15 protein-coding genes and 1 pseudogene are annotated in these 18,727 nt (G+C 69.5%); 10 read left to right on the forward strand and 6 right to left on the reverse strand.

Annotation, left to right across the window (positions count from 1 at the left end):
* The 7 genes from BH719_RS08855 to BH719_RS08885 all read left to right on the forward strand — a co-directional run.
* The coding region (locus BH719_RS08855; RefSeq protein WP_173647193.1) for a dihydrolipoamide acetyltransferase family protein at positions 1–778 on the forward strand (778 nt) is incomplete at its 5' end.
* A gap of 16 nt (positions 779–794) precedes the next feature.
* On the forward strand, positions 795–2,162 hold the full coding sequence (gene lpdA / locus BH719_RS08860) for a dihydrolipoyl dehydrogenase (protein WP_009744503.1): 1,368 nt from the start codon (positions 795–797) through the stop codon (positions 2,160–2,162).
* Between the two features lie 34 nt (positions 2,163–2,196).
* On the forward strand, positions 2,197–4,650 hold the full coding sequence (locus tag BH719_RS08865) for an alpha-ketoacid dehydrogenase subunit alpha/beta (RefSeq protein ID WP_009744504.1): 2,454 nt from the start codon (positions 2,197–2,199) through the stop codon (positions 4,648–4,650).
* Positions 4,651–4,807: 157 nt separating this feature from the next.
* Positions 4,808–6,112 carry a PHP domain-containing protein gene (locus BH719_RS08870; RefSeq protein ID WP_009744505.1) on the forward strand — a complete coding sequence of 435 codons (1,305 nt, stop codon included), beginning with the start codon at positions 4,808–4,810 and terminating at the stop codon, positions 6,110–6,112.
* Between the two features lie 50 nt (positions 6,113–6,162).
* Positions 6,163–7,182, forward strand: coding sequence for an SDR family NAD(P)-dependent oxidoreductase (locus tag BH719_RS08875; protein WP_009744506.1), 1,020 nt, complete (start codon positions 6,163–6,165; stop codon positions 7,180–7,182).
* Positions 7,183–7,311: 129 nt separating this feature from the next.
* Positions 7,312–8,910, forward strand: a complete 1,599-nt coding sequence (locus BH719_RS08880) for an alcohol dehydrogenase catalytic domain-containing protein (RefSeq protein ID WP_009744507.1) — start codon at positions 7,312–7,314, stop codon at positions 8,908–8,910.
* A gap of 115 nt (positions 8,911–9,025) precedes the next feature.
* On the forward strand, positions 9,026–9,835 hold the full coding sequence (locus tag BH719_RS08885; RefSeq protein WP_009744508.1) for a hypothetical protein: 810 nt from the start codon (positions 9,026–9,028) through the stop codon (positions 9,833–9,835).
* Positions 9,836–9,841: 6 nt separating this feature from the next.
* On the opposite strand, the gene BH719_RS08890 is transcribed toward BH719_RS08885, so the two are convergent.
* From BH719_RS08890 to BH719_RS08900, 3 genes are all read right to left on the reverse strand, one after another.
* Positions 9,842–10,291, reverse strand: a complete 450-nt coding sequence (locus tag BH719_RS08890) for a MarR family winged helix-turn-helix transcriptional regulator (RefSeq protein ID WP_009744509.1) — start codon at positions 10,289–10,291, stop codon at positions 9,842–9,844.
* A 46-nt stretch (positions 10,292–10,337) separates the two neighbouring features.
* Positions 10,338–11,327, reverse strand: a complete 990-nt coding sequence (locus BH719_RS08895; RefSeq protein WP_034255427.1) for an NADP-dependent oxidoreductase — start codon at positions 11,325–11,327, stop codon at positions 10,338–10,340.
* 197 nt (positions 11,328–11,524) lie between these two features.
* Entirely contained in the window at positions 11,525–12,994 is a 1,470-nt protein-coding gene (locus tag BH719_RS08900; protein WP_009744511.1) for an alanine/glycine:cation symporter family protein, read from the reverse strand.
* A gap of 253 nt (positions 12,995–13,247) precedes the next feature.
* Between BH719_RS08900 and BH719_RS08905 the strand changes: the two genes are divergently transcribed.
* Together BH719_RS08905 and BH719_RS08910 are read left to right on the forward strand one after the other, a co-directional pair.
* Positions 13,248–13,799, forward strand: coding sequence for a PadR family transcriptional regulator (locus BH719_RS08905; RefSeq protein WP_009744512.1), 552 nt, complete (start codon positions 13,248–13,250; stop codon positions 13,797–13,799).
* Between the two features lie 67 nt (positions 13,800–13,866).
* Positions 13,867–14,250: a hypothetical protein gene (locus BH719_RS08910; protein ID WP_009744513.1), complete on the forward strand. Its 384-nt coding sequence runs from the start codon at positions 13,867–13,869 to the stop codon at positions 14,248–14,250.
* Positions 14,251–14,357: 107 nt separating this feature from the next.
* Here the strand turns inward: BH719_RS08910 and BH719_RS10315 are convergent.
* A pseudogene (locus BH719_RS10315) lies at positions 14,358–14,669 on the reverse strand (ATP-binding cassette domain-containing protein); the annotation flags it as partial.
* 85 nt (positions 14,670–14,754) lie between these two features.
* Positions 14,755–16,035 (reverse strand): MFS transporter, encoded by a 1,281-nt coding sequence (locus BH719_RS08920; protein WP_034256010.1) that lies wholly within the window; start codon positions 16,033–16,035, stop codon positions 14,755–14,757.
* 226 nt (positions 16,036–16,261) lie between these two features.
* On the opposite strand from BH719_RS08920, the gene BH719_RS08925 reads away from it, so the two are divergent.
* Complete coding sequence (locus tag BH719_RS08925) at positions 16,262–17,578, forward strand: YkvI family membrane protein (RefSeq protein ID WP_009400413.1); 1,317 nt, start codon at positions 16,262–16,264, stop codon at positions 17,576–17,578.
* 27 nt (positions 17,579–17,605) lie between these two features.
* Here the strand turns inward: BH719_RS08925 and BH719_RS08930 are convergent, their stop codons facing one another.
* Positions 17,606–18,250 carry a methylated-DNA--[protein]-cysteine S-methyltransferase gene (locus tag BH719_RS08930; RefSeq protein WP_009400414.1) on the reverse strand — a complete coding sequence of 215 codons (645 nt, stop codon included), beginning with the start codon at positions 18,248–18,250 and terminating at the stop codon, positions 17,606–17,608.
* Positions 18,251–18,727: the final 477 nt, after the last annotated feature.

Consider the following 18,727-nt stretch of genomic DNA (forward strand, 5'->3'; position numbering starts at 1 on the left):
CGACGCCGCCCGCGCGCCCGAGGCGGCCCCGGCCCCGGCCTCGTCCGCCGCCGCCACTGCCCCGGCGGCCGACTTCCCCGGCGCCTCCACCTCCTCCCCGCTCAAGGGCGTGCGCAAGGTCGTCGCCAAGCGCATGATGGAGTCCCTGACCTCCACCGCGCAGCTGACCCTCAACACGAGCGCCAACGCCGCGGGCATCCTCGCCCTGCGCAAGAAGGTCAAGAACGCCGACGAGGCCCTGGGCCTGAACAGGATCACCCTCAACGACCTCGTCTGCTTCGCAGTGTCGCGCACCCTCCTCAAGTACCCCGTCTTCAACGCGCACCTCGAGGACGGCGTCCTCACCGAGTTCGAGCAGGTCCACCTCGGCTTCGCGTGCGACACCCCGCGCGGCCTCCTGGTCCCCGTCATCCGCTCGGCGCAGTCCCTGGGCCTCAAGGCGTTCTCCGACGAGGCCAAGCGCCTGGCCGGCGGCGCCATCGACGGCACCCTGCCGCCCGACTACCTGGGCGGCGGGACCTTCACGGTCTCCAACATCGGATCCTTCGGGATCGAGACCTTCACCCCCGTCATCAACCTGCCCCAGACGGCGATCCTCGGCGTCGGCGCGATCACTCCGCGCCCGGCCCTGGCCCCCGACGGCGCCGTCGGCGTCGAGCAGCGCCTCAACCTGTCGCTCACGATCGACCACCAGGTCATCGACGGAGCGGACGGCGCGCGCTTCCTGCGCGACCTCGTCGCCGCCATCGAGAACATCGACGTGACCGTCCTGGCCTGAGAGAAGAGGAACACACATGAGCGAGACACACTTCGACGTCATCGTCCTGGGGGCCGGCCCCGGGGGCTACCTGGCCGCCGAGCGCCTCGGCCACGCGGGCAAGAGGGTCGCCTTGGTGGAGGAGCAGTACCTGGGGGGCACCTGCCTGAACGTGGGCTGCATCCCCACCAAGACCCTGCTCAACGGCGCGAAGAACTACCTGCACGCCAAGGAGGCCGGCCAGTTCGGCGTCGACGCCCAGGGCGTGTCCGTCAACTGGGCGCAGATGCAGGCCTGGAAGGACCAGGTCGTCAAGGGACTCGTGGCCGGCGTGGCCGCCACCGAGCGCAAGGCGGGAGTCACGGTCATCAACGGCCGGGGCCGCCTCGACGCCCCCGGCCGCGTCACCGTCGAGGGCACGGCCTACACCTCGGACCACGTCATCATCGCCACGGGTTCCGTGCCCGCCATGCCGCCGCTGCCCGGCACGCAGGACAACCCGGCCCTGGTGGACTCCACGGGCATCCTGTCCCTGCCCGAGGTGCCCGCGCGCCTGGCCGTCATCGGCGGCGGCGTCATCGGCGTCGAGTTCGCCTCCCTGTACTCCACGCTCGGCTCGAAGGTCACCGTCATCGAGATGGCCCCCGAGATCCTGCCCTTCATGGACGACGACCTGGCCGCCAGGGCCCGCGCCGCCATGAAGGACGTGGCCTTCGAACTGGGATGCCGGGTCGAGTCCCTCGACGGGGGCACCGTCCACTACTCCAAGGACGGACAGAGCAAGAGCGTCGAGGCCGACGTGGTCCTCATGGCCGTCGGCCGCCGTCCCGCGACTGCGGGCTGGGGCGCCGAGGAGGCCGGCCTCGAGATCGACCGCGGCGTCGTCGTCGACGACACGATGCGCACCAACCTGCCCAACGTCTGGGCCATCGGCGACGTCACCGGACGGTCGCTGCTCGCCCACGCCGCCTACCGCATGGCGGAGATCGCCTCGGCGAACATCCTCGACCCTGCCGCCAAGAAGCGCGGCGAGGTCATGCGCTGGCACACCGTCCCGTGGGCCGTGTTCTCGATCCCCGAGGCGGCCGGAGTCGGCCTGACCGAGTCGGCGGCCAAGCGCGAGGGGCGCCCCGTCCTGGTCGCCAAGGTCCCCGCCCTCATGTCCGGGCGCTTCATCGCCGAGAACGGCTTCAAAGCCCCCGGCGAGGCGAAGATCCTCGTCGATCCCGACACCCACCAGGTCCTCGGCATCCACGTGCTCGGCGCCTACGCCGCCGAGATGATCTGGGGCGCGCAGGCCGTCCTCGAGATGGAGCTCACCGTCGAGGACCTGCGCCAGGTCGTCTTCCCCCACCCCACGGTCTCCGAGGTCATCCGCGAGGCCGCCTGGGCCGTCAAGCTCTGATACACCCGCTACTCAAGGAAGAAGTAGAAAACCCATGACCAAGTCACTGATCGTCGACCCCTCGGAGGTGCGCGCGCCCGGGCACGTCGCCTTCCCGGACGTTCCCGTGAACCAGTACTCCTTCGACCTCGGCACCGAGGTGGCGCGCCACGGCGAGGACGGCCTCGTGCGCATGCTCCACGACATGATCGTCGTGCGCACCTTCGAGTCGATGCTGGACTCCATCAAGAAGACCGGAGAGTGGCAGGGCGTCGCCTACAACCACAAGGGCCCCGCCCACCTCGGCATCGGCCAGGAGTCCGCCTACGTCGGCCAGAGCGCTGTACTGACCCCGGACGACTTCATCTTCGGCTCCCACCGCTCCCACGGGGAGATCCTCGCCAAGTGCTACTCGGCGATGCACCAGATGGACGAGGGCGACCTCGAGGCCATCATGAAGGGCTTCCTGGGCGGCGAGACCCTGTCCTACGCCGAGCGGATCGACTACAAGGACACCAAGGACCTCACCGAGAACTTCATCCTCTTCGGGGCGCTCGCCGAGATCTTCGCCCGCAAGTCCGGATTCAACCGGGGCCTGGGCGGCTCCATGCACACCTTCTTCCTCCCGTTCGGCTCCTACCCGAACAACGCGATCGTCGGCGGGAGCGCCCCCATCGCCAACGGCGCCGCCCTGTTCAAGCGCATCAACCGCAAGCCCGGCATCGTCATCTCCAACGTCGGCGACGCCGCCCTGGCATGCGGCCCCGTGTGGGAGGCCCTCAACTTCGCGTCGATGGACCAGTTCCGCTCCCTGTGGCGCGCGGAGGACGGCGGCAACCCGCCGATCCTGTTCAACTTCTTCAACAACTTCTACGGCATGGGCGGCCAGACCTACGGCGAGACCATGGGCTACGAGGTCCTCGCCCGCGTGGGCGCCGCCCTCAACCCCGAGGCCATGCACGCCGAGCGCGTCGACGGCATCAACCCCCTCGCCGTCGCCGAGGCCACCGCCCGCAAGAAGAAGATCCTCGAGGAGGGGCGCGGCCCCGTCCTCATGGACACCATCACCTACCGCTTCTCGGGCCACTCGCCGTCGGACGCCTCGTCGTACCGCACGAAGGAGGAGGTCGAGCTGTGGGAGCAGGTGGACTGCATCAAGGAGTACTCCGACCTCCTCATCTCCAACGGCCTCACCACCCAGTCCGCCATCGACGACTACACGGCGGACCTGACCGGCAAACTCGTCAAGGTCCTCAAGCTCGCCATCGACGACGAGGCCACCCCGCGCGTGGCCGACGGCTACATCGACTCCGTCATGTACTCCAACGAGAAGGTCGAGGCCTTCGACGACGCCGCCCCCGAGATCGACCTGGCGGACAACCCGCGCGTGAAGGCCCTGGCCAAGAAGGTGCGCACCAGCGTCGACGCCAACGGCAAGCCCGTCTCCAAGATGCGCATGTACCAGTTCCGCGACGGCCTCTTCGAGGCGATGCTCCACCGCTTCAAGACCGACCCGACGATGGCGGCCTGGGGCGAGGAGAACCGCGACTGGGGCGGCGCCTTCGCCGTCTACCGCGGCCTCACCGAGGCACTGCCCTACCGCCGCCTGTTCAACTCGCCCATCGCCGAGGCCTCCATCGTCGGCGCGGGCGTCGGCTACGCCATGGCCGGCGGGCGCGCGGTCGTCGAGCTCATGTACTGCGACTTCCTGGGCCGCGCGGGCGACGAGGTCTTCAACCAGATGGCCAAGTGGCAGTCCATGAGCGCCGGCCTGCTCAAGATGCCCCTCGTGCTGCGCGTGTCCGTGGGCGCCAAGTACGGCGCCCAGCACAGCCAGGACTGGAGCGCCCTGACCGCCCACATCCCCGGCCTCAAGGTCTACTTCCCGACCACGCCCACCGACGCCAAGGGCATGCTCAACCTGGCGCTGTCCGGCACCGACCCCGTCGTCTTCTTCGAGTCCCAGAAGCTGTACGACAAGGGCGAGGACTTCGAGCCCGGCGGCGTCCCCGAGGGCTACTACGAGACCGAGGAGGGCGAGCCCGCCATCCGCCGCGAGGGCGGCGACATCACGATCGCGGCATACGGCGCCACCGTCTACAAGGCGCTGGAGGCCGCCGACGTGCTGGCTGAGAAGTACGGCATGAGCGCCGAGGTCATCGACCTGCGCTTCGTGGCGCCCCTGAACTACGACAAGCTCATCGCCTCCGTCAAGAAGACGGGCCGCCTGCTGCTCACCTCGGACGCGGTCGAGCGCGGCTCCTTCCTCAACACGGTCGCCACCAACGTGCAGACCCTCGCCTTCGACGCCCTCGACGCGCCGGTGGCCGTCGTGGGCTCGCGCAACGGCATCACGCCCGGCCCTGAGATGGAATCTTTCTTCTTCCCGCAGGTATCCTGGATCATTGACGCGATCCATGAGCGCATCGTCCCTCTGCCCGGCCACGTGCCCACCACGAAGCACGCGACCGAGGCCGAGATCGCCCGCCTCAACAGGGCGGGCCTGTAAAAGCCATGGGGCGGGCCGTGCTCCCCTTTCCGGTCCGCCCCCTGCCGGTCCGCCAAGCGGACCAGCGACGGGGCCGGGGCACCCTCCACGCCAACACCGCCCCGGCCCCGTCGCCACACTTCATCGCAACCCAATGACCGTGATGCGAGGACCAACAATGGACGCCACGAACGACGCGACCCTCAGCCAGGACGAGCGCACAGCAGCGCTCCGGGAAGCCATCCGCGGGGAAGCGTTCCCCGAATGGGTCCCCGAGTCCAACAACCACATCCACACCTGCTACTCCTTCAGCCCCTACACCCCCACGCACGCCGCCCTGCTGGCGCGCCGCGCGGGACTGCGGGTGGTGGGCTCCGTCGACCACGACTCCATCGCCGCCGCACCGGAGATGACGGCCGCCACCCGCGCCCTGGGAATGGGCTCCGTGACGGGCTTCGAGATCCGCGCGCGCTTCGACCCGGACGGCCCGCTCGACGGGCGCAAACTCAACAACCCCGACTCCGCGGGGATCGCCTACATGACCGTTCAGGGAGTGCCCGCCCCCGCGCGCGCCGCCGTGGACGCGTGGCTGGCCCCCAAGCGGCAGGCGCGGCTGCGCCGCACCCTGGCGATGGCCGACGAGGCGAACGCCGTCCTGGCCGGCCTGGGCCTGGAGCCCTTCGACCCGCGCTCCGACATGGTCGCCGCCTCCCAGTACGCCCACGGGGGAGGCATCACCGAGCGCCACCTCCTGGCCGCCATGGCCTCGGCCCTGATCAGGGGATTCGGGCGCGGCCCCGCCCTGGTGGCAGGCCTTGGGACGATGGGCGTCACTGTGCCCGCCGCCCTCGCCGGCGCCCTGGCCGACCCCGGCAACCCCCACCTCGTGTTCGACCTGCTCGGCGTCCTCAAGGCCGAGTACCTCGACCGCGTCTACATCCAGCCCACCGACGAGCTGGCCACCGCCGACGAGGTCGTCGCCTTCGCCGACTCCGTGGGGGCGATCGCCACCTACGCCTACCTGGGCGACGTGTCCGCCTCGCCGACCGGCGACAAGAAGGCGGAGAAGTTCGAGGACGACTTCCTGGACGAGCTCTTCGACGCCATGGAGGCCAAGGGCCTGCGCGCCGTCACCTACATGCCCCCGCGCAACACCCCCGCCCAGCTCGACCGCGTCCACAGGCTCGCCGCCGCCCACGGCATGCTGGAGATCTCCGGCGTCGACATCAACCAACCGCGCCAGGCCTTCAACTGCCCCGAACTGCGCCGCCCCGAGTTCGCCGGCCTCAACGAGGCCACATGGGCGCTGGTCGCCCACGAGGCCCTGTCCTCCGTGGACCCCGCCCTGCACCTGCTGGGCCGGACGGGACGGCTGGGCCCCGACCGCCTCGCGCAGCGCATCGCCCAGTACGCGCCCCTGGGCAGGAGGATCGCCGACGGCGAGGCGGCCGACCGCGTCGCCGAGGACGCCACGAGGGCCTGAGACCACAACCGCACGCCCCGCCAGGCGGGGCAGAGAGAAAGACAATCGCCATGACACACGCACCGCTGATCCGCGGGCTCTTCCTGGCGGCGCTGCGCCGCCCCGTCATCGTCAGTCCCACGCAGGAGGAGGCGGGCATCGTCCTCGACGAGCCCCTGGCCGATGTGGCCCCCGACTCCCTCGCCGACGTGGAACTGCCCGTCGTCGTCTCCGCCGGGGGCGAGTCCTACCAGGTCCGGGCCACCGCCTCCGGGGAGCGCGCCATCACCGGGCGCGTCGCCCTGGTCACGGGCGGCGCCCAGGGCTTCGGCGCTGAGATCGCCAAGGGCCTGGTCGACCAGGGGTGCTTCGTGTACATCGCCGACCTCAACGGCGAGGGCGCGGCCGCCAAGGCCGCGGAACTCGGAGCCGGCACCACCCACCCCATCACCGTCAACGTCGCCGACGAGGACTCCGTGGCCGCGATGGCCGCCGAGGTCGAGCGGGTCACGGGCGGCCTCGACCTGGTCGTGTCCAACGCCGGCATCGTGCGCGCCGGCTCCGTCCTGGAGCAGGACGCGTCGGCGTTCCGCCTGTCCACGGACATCAACTACGTGGCGTTCTTCCTGGTCACCAAGCACCTGGGGCAGCTGCTGGCCCGCCAGCACTCGACGGCCCCCGAGTGGATGTGCGACATCATCCAGATCAACTCCAAGTCCGGCCTGGTCGGCTCCAACAAGAACGCCGCCTACGCGGGCTCCAAGTTCGGCGGCATCGGCCTCGTCCAGTCCTTCGCCCTCGAGATGGTTGAGCACGGCGTGAAGGTCAACGCGATCTGCCCCGGGAACTTCTACGACGGGCCGCTGTGGTCCGACCCCGACCGCGGGCTCTTCGTCCAGTACCTCAACTCCGGCAAGGTCCCCGGCGCCAAGACGGTCGCCGACGTCAAGGAGTTCTACGAGGCGAAGGTCCCCATGCGCCGGGGCGCCCAGGGAATCGACGTCCTGCGCGCCATCTACTACATCGTCGAGCAGGCCTACGAGACGGGCCAGGCCGTGCCCGTCACCGGGGGCCAGGTCATGCTCTCCTGACCGCTCCGCGGGGCGGGGCTGGGCCGCGCACATCGCGCGAGCGCGCCCGCCCCGTGGGCACGCCGCCGCGGGCGCTCCCGCTCCGCGCCACCGCCAGTTCCGCGCTCCCCTCACGACAAGGAAGAAAACATGACTCAGGTCCCTGAAACCCAGTACGCGATCCAGATCACAGGAGTCGACCAGTTCGAGGTCAACACCGCCAAGCCCGTCGACCGGGTCGGCCCCCACCAGCTGCTCCTCAAAGTGGAGGCGTGCGGCATCTGCTTCTCCGACACGAAACTGCTGCACCAGTTCGACAACCACCCGCGCAAGAGCGAGGTCGTCTCCGGCATCGCCCCCGAGGCGCTCGCGGAGATCCCGAACTACCGCCCGGGCAGCGCTCCCACGGTCCCCGGCCATGAGCCGGTCGTCCGCGTGATCGCGGTCGGCCCCGAGGTCACCCACTTCAAGGTCGGCGACCGCCTGCTGGTCCAAGCGGACTGGAAGCACCTGCGCACTGCGAAGTCGAACGGCGCCTTCGGCTACAACTTCGACGGCGCCCTGCAGGAGTACACGGTCGTCGACGAGCGCTGCGTCGTCGCCCCCGACGGCGAGGAGTTCCTCATCCACGTGTCCGAGGCCCCCTCCGCCGCGGCCGTCGGCCTCATCGAGCCGTGGGCGACCGTCGAAGGATCCTACGCCTGGAAGGAGCGCGGCCACCTGGCCGACGGCGGCAAGCTGCTGGTCGTCGGCGAGGGCGACGTGGACGCGCTGACGAGCGCCCACGCCCCCGCCTCAGTCACCCGTGTGAGCGAGGAGGAGGCGCTGAGCGTCGAGGGCGCCTTCGACGACATCGTCTACTTCGGCGCGAACGCCGGGGTCATCGAGAAGATCGCGCAGCTGCTGGCCTCCCGCGGCGTCCTCAACGTCGTCCTGGGCGGGCGCCGCATCGAGCGCAAGGTGTCCCTGGACATCGGGCGCGTCCACTACGACTTCATCCGCTTCGTGGGCACCACCGGGGACGACCCGGCCGAGGGCTACGCGTGGATCCCCGACACGGGCGACCTGCGGGTGGGCGACAAGATCGCCATCGTCGGCGCGGCGGGCCCGATGGGCCAGATGCACACGATGCGCGCCGTCACCTCCGACGTCCCCGGCATCAGCGTCGTCGGCACCGACCTGTCCGACGAGCGCCTCGCGGGCCTCAAGGCGGTCGTCGGCCCGGTCGCCGAGAAGCGCGGGGTGCCCCTGTCGATCATCAACACCTCCGTGACGCCGCTGGAGTACGGGTACACGCACATCACCTGCCTCGTGCCCGTCCCGGCGCTCGTCGCGGGCGCGGTCGACCTGGCGGCCGAGGGCGCGATCATCAACGCCTTCGCGGGAATCCCCGCGGGCACCTTCGGCGACTTCGACCTGCAGGGCATCATCGAGCGCCGCATCTTCATGCTGGGCACCTCCGGATCGGACGTGTCCGACATGCGCACCGTCCTGCACAAGATCGAGGAGGGGATCATCGACACGTCGATCTCCCTGTTCGCGGTCACCGGAATGGCGGGCTTCGGCGACGCCATCAACTCGGTCATCAACCGCACCTCGGGCGGCAAGATCATGGTCTTCCCGTCCCTGCACGACCTGGGTCTGACGCCGCTGGGCGAACTGCCCGAGAAGTTCCCCCAGGTCGCGGCCGCCATGAAGGACGGCCTGTGGACCAAGGAGGCCGAGGAGGCGCTGCTCGCCACCCGCTAAGCAGGCTGCCTAGACCTTCGCCCCGGCCTCGTCTGTCACACGGACGAGGCCGGGGCCTTCGCGTTTCTGCGATAATGAGGGTGCAAGCGTTACGGGGTGGAACGAGGAGGTTCCCATGACAGTCAACGATCGCGCTTCCAGGGAACGCTACGTTGCGTTGCAGGCGTGGCTGTGCGGGCAGATGTCCCCGCGCGCGCCCCACGCGACGCGGTGTTTCGAAGAGGATCCGCAGTGCCTCTACGACGCCTTCCTCTCCGTGCTCGTTGGTACGGGGCTGGGATTCGCCGACTTCGACGACAATCGCACCCATCATGGGCTCTACGCCTTCGATTTTTTCGTAGGCGACATTGAGGCACCACCACGAGGCAGGGGTGTTGATGGGCCGAGGGCGTCCGTTGTAGCAGGGGATTCTGCCACGGACGCCGCCGCCCCGGCGATGTGCCACGCCCTCGTCGACACGTGGCTCGGGGAAACGGGCAGGCGCATCCCATTCGTGGCCTCCGTGATCGCTTCCGTGGCTACCCTCGAGCTCGTCGCCGATGTGAGCGTCGACGAGTGCGTCTTCGAGTGTGAGCTGCCGCCGGGCTACGCCCGCTCCACCGCAAACAAACCGTGGGAAGACGGCAGCCTGCCCATTGGCTCGCTGGATTTGTCCCTGGTTGCCCCTGGTCCACTCATCCACGTCGAGACGGGCGCACGCTACGCGAGGCAGCCCCTGTCCTGCTCGGGCTTCGACGAGGCCTTGGCCTCGTGTGTGCAGATGGGGCTCACCGTGGAGTCCTCCATGGCCTCCGGCGCCGGAGTGGCTGCCGCTCTGCGCGCCCCGCACGGGGGCCCTGAGATGCTCGGGTGGGCTGCCGACACAGTGGCTCGAGCCCTGTCCGCGTGCGGGCACACCGGGGGAGTGCAGATCCGGGTCTGGTGACTGGGGCTATGGGTGGCTGTCGCCCGACGCGTGGGATTCCCTCACGATGCGGGTGGCGTCGCCCAGGAACGTGACAATTCGCTGCGCGTCCTGCTCAGGCAGTTCGTCGACCAAATCGATGAGGCGCTCATCGACCGGGCGAAAAACCTCAGAGAGCCGAGCGACGGCCGATATGTGGATGGTGAAGGACCGCAAGTCCTTGTCGCTGGTGCGGCGTTCGACCCAGCCTCCCGCGCTCAGACGCCGCAGGACACCGGTCATCGTCGTGGTCGCGATCCGTGTTCGCTGGGCCAGTGCGCTGGGGGTCTGGGGTCCCTCCCTGTGCAGGACGTCCAGCACTGCCAGGTCGGAGTCGTTAAGGCCCACTCTGGCGGCCATGCAGCGGTTGTTCGCGGCCAGCTCACTGTTGAAGGCGCGCAGCGCGCGCACCAGAGGGTGGTTGTGGGGGGCGGTCACGTGGGCCTCCTGTATCGAGGGCGATCGGCGTGGCGGAGTACGGGGGCTAGCGGGCGGTGTCGTCCGTGACAACGATTTTCCCACGCGTGTGGCCAGCGGCGAGCTCCGTGTACGCCGCCCGGACCCCTTCCAGGGTCATGGGGTACTCGTTCGCCACGTGGATCGTTATGCGCCCCGACGCCACCAGTTGGGCGACTCTCTCCAGGTCGCCCGGCAGCGCGTGCCGCGCCCCAGTGAACCGTGCCCCCCGGGCCAGCGCGCCGGGCGACGGGACCAGAGTGCCCCTGCCGCTCCTGGGGATGCGCAGGTCCGCTCCGAGCCGCGCGTACCCCTTGCCGTAACAGTCGAGGAGTTTTGTGACGGGCTCCGGGCTGGCCTGGGCGATGCGGGTCGCCAGGTCCTGTCCGTACACCACGGGGATGGCCCCCAGGGAGCGCAGGTAGTCGGCGTTCCCCCGTCCCGCGATGCCGACGACGGTGGCCCCCATGGCGAGTGCCAGTTGCAAAGCCAGGGATCCGACGCCGCCAGCCGCAGCGATAATGACGATGACGTCGTCCGCGGCGAGGCGCAGTCGGCGGAAGGCCCCGCAGGCCGTTTCGGCAGCGACGCCCAGCGACGCGGCTGTCTGGTAGCTCATCCCCTCGGGTTTCGCCGTGATCGTCTCCGCCGGCGCGATGACTTCCGTGGCCAGCGCCCCCTGGGGGACGATCTGCCCGGGGGCGCTGCGCAAGGTGCCGAGGACGGGGTCCCCGACGCTGTGGCCCGTGGCTGTGGGGCCGACCGCGGTGATGACCCCGGAGAAATCGCGGCCGACACCCCGCGGGAACATGGGGGTCCTGCGCAGTGGGTGGGCCAGTTGGCGCAGGTGCTCGAGTGCGCGGAGGTCCCCGTTGAAGGTCTTGTAGTCGACGGGGTTGAGCCCGACCGCGTGGACCCTGACGCGCACGTCGGCCCCCTGCGGTTCGCTCAGGGGGACGTCCGCTTCTTCCAGGACGTCGGGGCTTCCGAAACTCCGGTATCTGATGATGTGGTTCACGATGCCCTCCTGTTGGTGCGCGCTCCCGGACATCTATTACGTTAAATGGATAGTACGGTTTTCGCAATACTTTCTGCGACGGATGCGGGGCACCGGGATGCCCGGGCGCGAGGGTGCGCGGCTATCCGCCGGGTGCGAATGCGGCCCCGGCCTCGTCGGGATGGACGAGGCCGGGGCCCTTGGCGCGTCGGCGCCTCCTACGCGTTCACCGGAACGGCGGAGTCGGCGGACACCGGGGCGGTCGCGTCCTGCCAGTAGTCCAGCTCCCCGGGGTCGAGCCCGATGGAGGAGGCGACGAACTGCGGCTCCTTGCCGGCCTTGCGCTGCGCCTGGTAGTCCTTCAAGCAGTCCACGGCCTTCTTGCCCAGGATGACGATCACGGGCAGGTTGATCAGGGCGAGGAGGCCCATGAGGATGTCGCCCAGGCTCCACGCGACCTCGAACTCCAGCAGAGCGCCCGCGAACACCAGCACGGATGCGATGGTGCGGAACGCGGTGAGCATCCAGTGCTTGAAGTCGACGTTGCGCAGCAGGAATCGGAAGTTCACCTCCGCGTAGTAGAAGTTGCCGATCAGGGTCGTGAAGGCGAAGAGGAAGAGCGCCGTGGAGACGAAAGGCTGCGCGAACCCGCCCAGGACGGTCGCAATGGAGGACGTGACCAGGGGCGCCCCTTTGAGGGTATCGGACCCCTCGACGCCCGAGGAGAGCACGACGAAAGCCGTGAGGGTGCAGATGACCATGGTGTCGATGAAGACAGAGAGCATCTGGACCAGGCCCTGTTTCACAGGGTGCGACACGGAGGCGGAGGCCGCGGCGTTGGGGGCGGACCCGACGCCCGCCTCGTTGGAGTACAGACCGCGCTTGATGCCGTACATCATGGCCGAGCCCGCGAAGCCGCCGGCCAGCGTCTCGAAGCGGAAGTCGAAGGCCCCGGAGACGATCGCGCGGAACATGGTGGGGATGTTCTGGTAGTTGAGCGCGATGACGACGAGGCCTACGCCCAGGTAGACGATCGCCATGATCGGCACCAGGACCCCGGTGACGTCAGTGAGGCGGCGGGTACCGCCGAAGATGGAGGCGGCCATGAGGACGGCCAGGACCGCGCCGACGATCCACGGCGTCCACTCGTCCGCCCACGAGTACGCGGAGAAGGAATCCGCGACGTTGAAGGAGGCGAGCAGGTTGAAGCCGCCCATGTAGGTGAGGATCAGCATGACGGCGAAGGACGAGGCGAGCCAGTTCTTCTTGAGGGCGGTCTGGATGTAGTAGGCGGGGCCGCCGTAGGAGTGGTGCGGCCCCTTCTTCTTGTAGATCTGCGCCAGGGTCGACTCGATGAACGCGGAGGCGCCGCCGAGTGTGGCGATGACCCACATCCAGAACACCGAGCCGGCGCCTCCCAGGCCCACGGCCGTGGCGACGCCGGCGATGTTGCCGACGCCGACGCGCGAGGCGGTGGACACCATGAGGGCGCGGAAGGATGAGACCTCGCCCTCCTTCTCCGGGGGCTCGGCGACCACCCGGAGGGATTCTCCGAACATCCGCAGGGGCAGGGCCTTGGTGCGGATGAAGAAGTAGAGGCCGACGCCGATGAGCACAGCGATGAGGATGTAGCTGTACAGGGCGTCGGAAACAGCTTCCAGGAACGTCTTGATCGTTTCGTTGGTCATCGGATCCTCTGCATTCTGTTGGGGACGGGGCGGCAGGCCTCCCGGGTGCGGGACCGCACGGGGGCGCAGCCGCGTTCTTGAGGGGAAGCATAACCCAAGGTCAAAAAATGGCAAAGTCGCTTGGTGATAACGTTACTGAACAGGCGGGTGCGTCGGTCGCCCGTCCCCGGACGGGCGACCGCGGCGCCGACGTGCTCGTGGATTCCGAACTTATAGGCGCATAGTCATATAGGTGTGCGGTAGACTAAGTGGCATGGAGTTGAAGCACGCGATCCTCGGGTTGCTGTCGATCCGTTCCGCGAGTGGTTACGACCTGGCACGTGCGTTCGCGGGTTCGGTGGCGCACTTCTGGCACGCCGACCGGTCGCAGATCTATCGGACGCTGGACCGGCTGAGCGGGGCGGGGGCGATCACGACAGAGGTGGTGCGACAGGACGGCAAGCCCGACCGCAAGGTGCACTCCCTGACCGACGCTGGACGCGCGGAGCTGACTGACTGGCTGTCGTCTCCGGTGGAGGAGGACCTTCCCAAGGAGCCGTTCCTCGCCCGGCTGTTCTTTGCCGCCCTGATCGGCCGGGAAGGGGTGGAGAGGATGCTCGATGAGCGGGAGCGTCAGATGAACGAGACGTTGACCACGTTGTCCTCGCTCTCGGCCAACTCCGATGACCTGATGGGGCTGTTGCACACGGCGACCCTGCGCAATGGCCTGGTCCACGCTGAGGCCGAGCGGGAGTGGCTGCGCGAGACGCGCGCCAGCCTGCTCGGACTCGCCGAGCCGACCGAGGACTCCCAGGAGCGACCGTGACCAGGAAGAGCCCTGCAAGCACGTACCCGGCCGAGTACGGCCCACGATCTGAGGAGCGAATGACCGCATGACCGCCATCGCTCTTCTCGTCGCGCTCGCGCTGCTGGCGGCGCTCGCCGTCCTGCAGATCCTCGCCGCGTCGGGCCTCCCCATAGGCCGTTTCGGGTGGGGCGGCCAGCACCGCGTTCTGCCGCGCAGGCTCCGCGTCGCCAGTGCGGTGTCGGTGCTGGTGTACGCGGGGTTGGCGGCCCTGCTGCTCAGCCGTGCGGGTGTTCTCCCGGCCGGAGACAGCACAGCGGTGATCGTCTTGACCTGGGTGGTGTTCGCGTTCTTCGCCGCGAGCGTGGCGCTCAACGCGCTCTCGCGCAGCCCCGCCGAACGCTGGACGATGGCACCGACCAGCCTCCTGCTGGCAGCGGCAACGCTCGTCATCGCCCTGGGCGTAGGATAACGGTGTGCTCGTAGTGGCCTCGCTGTATGGGCGTCCATCCAGATGGATCGAGGCGTTCGGCGTCTTGTGGGTCGAGGGCGTGGATTATCCCGGGTGTGCTCGCGCATGAACCGGGTGCGCCGCGCCTCGTTGAGGGCGCCCAAGTCCTGGCCGTCCACCACGACCGCGCCACGGGTCGGGGCGTCCAATCCCGACATGATGTGGAGCAAGGAGGTCTTCCCCGCCCCCGAGCGGCCGACCAGGGCGGTCACCCCGGGGCCGGCGTCGAGGGAGCAGCCGCGCAGGACTGCGAGCGGTCCTCCCCCTCGGGCGACCTCCTTCCACACGCCGCGAGCCGAAACCACGCATCCCATCGGGCCCTCCTCCATCCGTCTTCGGGGCGCCGGGCCCCGGGGGAGGGTTCTCCTCCCGCTTCCCATGGAACAGCGGCGGGCGGCCCGGGCGCCAGGGGCGGCGCGCGATCGCCATCTCCAGCGGACAACCGCGCAGGGGCCTGCTGGCGGGCTACTGCGGGCGGCCGGCGGAGGGCGCGGGGGCGTCGAGCGCGCGGACTGAGGGGGCGGCGCACATGAATGCCCCGAGCGCGCCGAAGACCAGACCCGTGGCGGTGAAGAGCGCGGGAACGCCCGTCCGCTCCGCGATGGCGCCCCCCAGGGCGACGCCAACGGGAACCGCCAATCCGATCATCATCTGGAAGAAGCCCAGCGCGCGCCCGGCCTTGTCCTCTCCGGCGTGCCTTTGGATGAGTGTCATCAGGGGCGCGTGGAACCACGCCAGGAACACGCAGGCGAAGCCCATGAGGGCCACGAGCGCCCAGAACCCGCCCGGGGGCAGGAACCCGATGGAGGCGATGGGGGGCGCGACGACCAAGGTCGCGCAGCCCATCAGCAGCGCGAGCCGTTTCCCCCCTCCCCAGGCCATCATGATGAGCGCGCCGGCCAGCATGCACGAACCCGTGATCGCCTCGGCGAGGGACACCATGCCCCCGTCGGCGCCGAAGTGCTGTTTCGCCATGAGCGGGTACACCGCCTGGATGGCGGCGAAAACCATCATCCCGATGGTGAGCGCGGCGATGAGGACCACCAGGCCCCGGTTGGCGCTCAACGCCGCCCACCCCTGGCGGATCTGCCCCATGACGGTCGGGGGCATCTCCGCCTCGACCGAGGGGATCCTGGCCAGCGCCAGGCCGGCCACCGCCAGGAGCGCGCCCGTGAACTCCAACCCCAGTGTGAAGGGCAGTCCGAAGGCGGAGTAGAGGGCGATGCCGATCGCCGGTGCGCCGATGCTCGATACGGCGCTGATCGCCTGGTCGAGCGTGTTGATGCGCATGAGGTGCTTCTCGGGGACCAGCATCGGCATCGCCGCGCTCATCGCCGGGAAGTGGAACGCCTGGAAGCAGCTGCGCAGCGCCGCGAAAACGCATATGAGGGCGAAGTCGCCGTGCCCGAACCACGCCAGGACGGCCAGCGCCAGCGACATCGACCCCGCGCCCAGGTCGGAGACGATCATGACGGCACGGCGGTTGTACCGGTCCGCCGCCAGGCCCCCCAAGGGGGCCAGCAGCCCCAGGGGCAACTGGGAGAGGGCCATGACGAGGGCGAGTTTGAGGGCCGAGCCCTCGGTGGTGGTGACGTGCCAGATGATCGCCCATCCTGACGCCCCGCTGGTGATGACGGAGAACGCCTGGCCGCTCCAGATCGTGGCGACCACCCACCACCAGTTCGGCGCCAGCGGGCGCCCGGAGGCGCTCACCGGCGCGGGGGCGGAGGATGTGTCCTGCGTCATTTGAACGAGGGTAGCGTGGCGCTTCTCACTGGTCAATGTGGACGGGGCGTCCAGGGCCGACCATGCGGTGCGGTTCTCGATCAAATCCGTATTTCATTTTCATAAAAACCTTGCAAAGCACGTGGCGTGAGCTGCCTCCCCTCCGGGCGCCGCCGCCCGGCCCGTCGCGTACGGTGGTTCGCGTCCCAACCGCCGAGAACGGCGGGAAACGAACTGAAAGGCGATCATGCCGAAGAAGAACCTCTCCGTCGCGATGGCATACGTCGGGGTCGTCGCGGGCGCCGGACTCGCCTCGGGACAGGACCTGCTCCAGTACTTCCTCAGCTTCGGGGTGATGGGGGTGCTCGGCATCGCCGTGATGGGCGGCCTCAACGTGGTCTTCGGATCGCTCGCCCTGCAGCTGGGGTCCTACTTCCGCTCCGACCACCACGACGAGGTGTTCGGGCGGATCGCCCACCCCGTCGTCAACCGCCTCATCGACATCGTCCTGGTGGTCTCCAGCTTCATCATGGGTTTCGTCATGCTGGCCGGGGCGGGGGCGAACCTGCAGCAGGCCTTCGGCCTGCCGACCATGTGGGGCGCCGTCGTCTGCGGCCTCCTGGTGGTGGTCACCGCCTTCCTCGACATCGACCGCATCACCCGGGTCATCGGCGTGTTCACCCCGGTGATCGTCGTCCTGATCCTGGTCCTGACCGCCCACACCCTCACCCAGTCCCATCCGCCGGTCGAACAGCTCGACGCGGCCGCCCGCTCCGTCGTCCCGGCGCTGCCGGACGTGTGGCTGTCCGCCCTCAACTACTGCGCGCTGTGCGTCCTTGGCGGGGTCGCGATGGCCTTCGTGCTCGGCGGCTCCGTGCTCCGCATCGACGTGGCGCGCAGCGCCGGGCGCATCGGGGGCGCCGTCCTGGCCGGGGTGGTCGTCCTCACCGGCATCACCCTGTTCCTCAACGTCGGAACCGTCAAGGACGTCGACGTGCCGATGCAGGAGATCGCCCGTTCCATCCACCCCGCCTTCGCGTTCGTCTACACCCTCGCCATCTTCGCCCTCATCTACAACACCGTGTTCTCGCTGTTCTACTCGGTCGCGCGGCGCTTCTCGGGCGGCAGCGAGGCCAGGATGCGCCTCATCCTCATCGGGGTCGTCGTCGCGGGCCTTGCCGCCTCGATGGCGGGCTTCAAATCGTTGGTCGGCATTATGTACCCGATCCTGGGCTACCTGGGCATGGCCCTCATGGTGGTTGTCGCCATGGGCTGGTGGCGCGAGCGCCACAACATCGGCCGCGAGGAGAACCTGCGCCGTAAAATGGTCCGGCTCCTGCTGCGCAAGCACACGCCCCGCGCCCCCTACACCACCGAGCACCGGCGCGACGTGCGCGCGCTGGCCGAGGCCTCGGTGGCCGACGCCTCCCAGCTGCGCTCCGACGCCGACGAGCTCGCCGGGCAGATCGTGGCCAACGAGGACGACGTGCGCGCCTTCGCCCACGCGAACCTGCCGGTGGACGAGGACAAGGTCGCCGAGCTGGTGGAGCCCCGAAGCGCCTGACCCCGGCCCGGGGGAGTCCCGCGCGGCTCACGCCCCGTCGACGTCGCCGAAGAGGCCGGCGACCACCCTGCCCGACTCCAGTGCGAGCAGCCACTCCTTGCGGTCCACGCCCCCGGCGTAACCGGACACGCCCCCCGACGCGCTCAGGACCCGGTGGCACGGCACGAACAGGGAAATGGGATTGCGCCCCACCGCCCAGCCCACCACCCGCGGCGAGACGGGCCTGGAGGGGGCCGCCGCGCGGCGCGCGCGCTTGCCCGCGTTGCCCGACTGCGCGGCGGCGCCCTGCGGGCGCTGCGACTCCTGGGTGAGCGCCTCGGCGAGCTTGCCGTAACTGGTCGTCGTCCCGTAGGGGACCCGCAGCAGGGCGTCCCACACGCGGAGCTGGAAGTCGTTCCCGTACGCGCGCAGCGGGAAGTCCAGCGGGGGGTTGGAGCCGGCGTAGTAGGCGTCCAGCCACGCGTCCGCCGCGCGCAGCGCGGGGTCCTCGGCGTCGCGCGCGAAGCCGACCACCGCCTCGTCCACACCGTAGGGCGCGCCGAAGAAGCGCTGCCGGTAGAACCACGCCCCCACCAGAGTGCCCCCGTGAGCTGCGAGCGTCATCGGGCCCAACGGGCCGCGGTGGATGGCGATAGCCAGATCGTCGCTGGTGGGGAACGTCTTCGTGCGCATAATCCCGGGCGGTCGCGGCCACTGCCGGGGCGTGTGCCGACGTCCTGGTCCGGGGCCTCGCGACCGGGCCGGGACGCCGGGGGAACCGGGGGGTTCCGCTTCAGCAGTCGGCGCCGCTCCTTTCTATGGACTCCAAGGATACGTCCTTTGTGGGCCGGGGCACAGAGGTTTGGGGACCTGATTCCCGCGAGCCCGCGGAGCGGGGGCTACGTCACGCAAGCCGAGCGGCTGCGCGAACTGTTTCCCGCGCGTCCACGCCACGGGAGGGGCCCGGTCTGACGGAGAAGCAGGCGCGCCAGGAGTGCGCGCGCCCGCGCCGCGGGGGAGGGGACCGCGACCGGGGGCGCAGACCGCTGGCGAGGGGCCGCCCACTACACTGGAGGGGTGGAACCGCTGCCCATCGTCCTCATCGGAATGCTCATCATCGTCGCCTGCCAGTTCGCCGCGCCCCGCGTCGGAGTGGCGTCGCCGCTGATC

It is taken from the genome of Pauljensenia hongkongensis, from assembly GCF_001746855.1.
Lineage (GTDB): Bacteria > Actinomycetota > Actinomycetes > Actinomycetales > Actinomycetaceae > Pauljensenia > Pauljensenia hongkongensis.

Excerpts from the sequence above, each read along its gene's own strand:
- BH719_RS08865 (WP_009744504.1), top strand. The coding sequence starts at position 2,197 with ATGACCAAGTCACTGATCGTCGACCCCTCGGAGGTGCGCGCGCCCGGG.
- BH719_RS08930 (WP_009400414.1), bottom strand. The coding sequence starts at position 18,250 with ATGCGCACGAAGACGTTCCCCACCAGCGACGATCTGGCTATCGCCATC.
- BH719_RS08870 (WP_009744505.1), top strand. The coding sequence starts at position 4,808 with ATGGACGCCACGAACGACGCGACCCTCAGCCAGGACGAGCGCACAGCA.
- BH719_RS08920 (WP_034256010.1), bottom strand. The coding sequence starts at position 16,035 with ATGACGCAGGACACATCCTCCGCCCCCGCGCCGGTGAGCGCCTCCGGG.
- BH719_RS08880 (WP_009744507.1), top strand. The coding sequence starts at position 7,312 with ATGACTCAGGTCCCTGAAACCCAGTACGCGATCCAGATCACAGGAGTC.
- BH719_RS08885 (WP_009744508.1), top strand. The coding sequence starts at position 9,026 with ATGACAGTCAACGATCGCGCTTCCAGGGAACGCTACGTTGCGTTGCAG.
- BH719_RS08875 (WP_009744506.1), top strand. The coding sequence starts at position 6,163 with ATGACACACGCACCGCTGATCCGCGGGCTCTTCCTGGCGGCGCTGCGC.
- BH719_RS08910 (WP_009744513.1), top strand. The coding sequence starts at position 13,867 with ATGACCGCCATCGCTCTTCTCGTCGCGCTCGCGCTGCTGGCGGCGCTC.
- BH719_RS08900 (WP_009744511.1), bottom strand. The coding sequence starts at position 12,994 with ATGACCAACGAAACGATCAAGACGTTCCTGGAAGCTGTTTCCGACGCC.
- lpdA (WP_009744503.1), top strand. The coding sequence starts at position 795 with ATGAGCGAGACACACTTCGACGTCATCGTCCTGGGGGCCGGCCCCGGG.
- BH719_RS08925 (WP_009400413.1), top strand. The coding sequence starts at position 16,262 with ATGCCGAAGAAGAACCTCTCCGTCGCGATGGCATACGTCGGGGTCGTC.
- BH719_RS08905 (WP_009744512.1), top strand. The coding sequence starts at position 13,248 with ATGGAGTTGAAGCACGCGATCCTCGGGTTGCTGTCGATCCGTTCCGCG.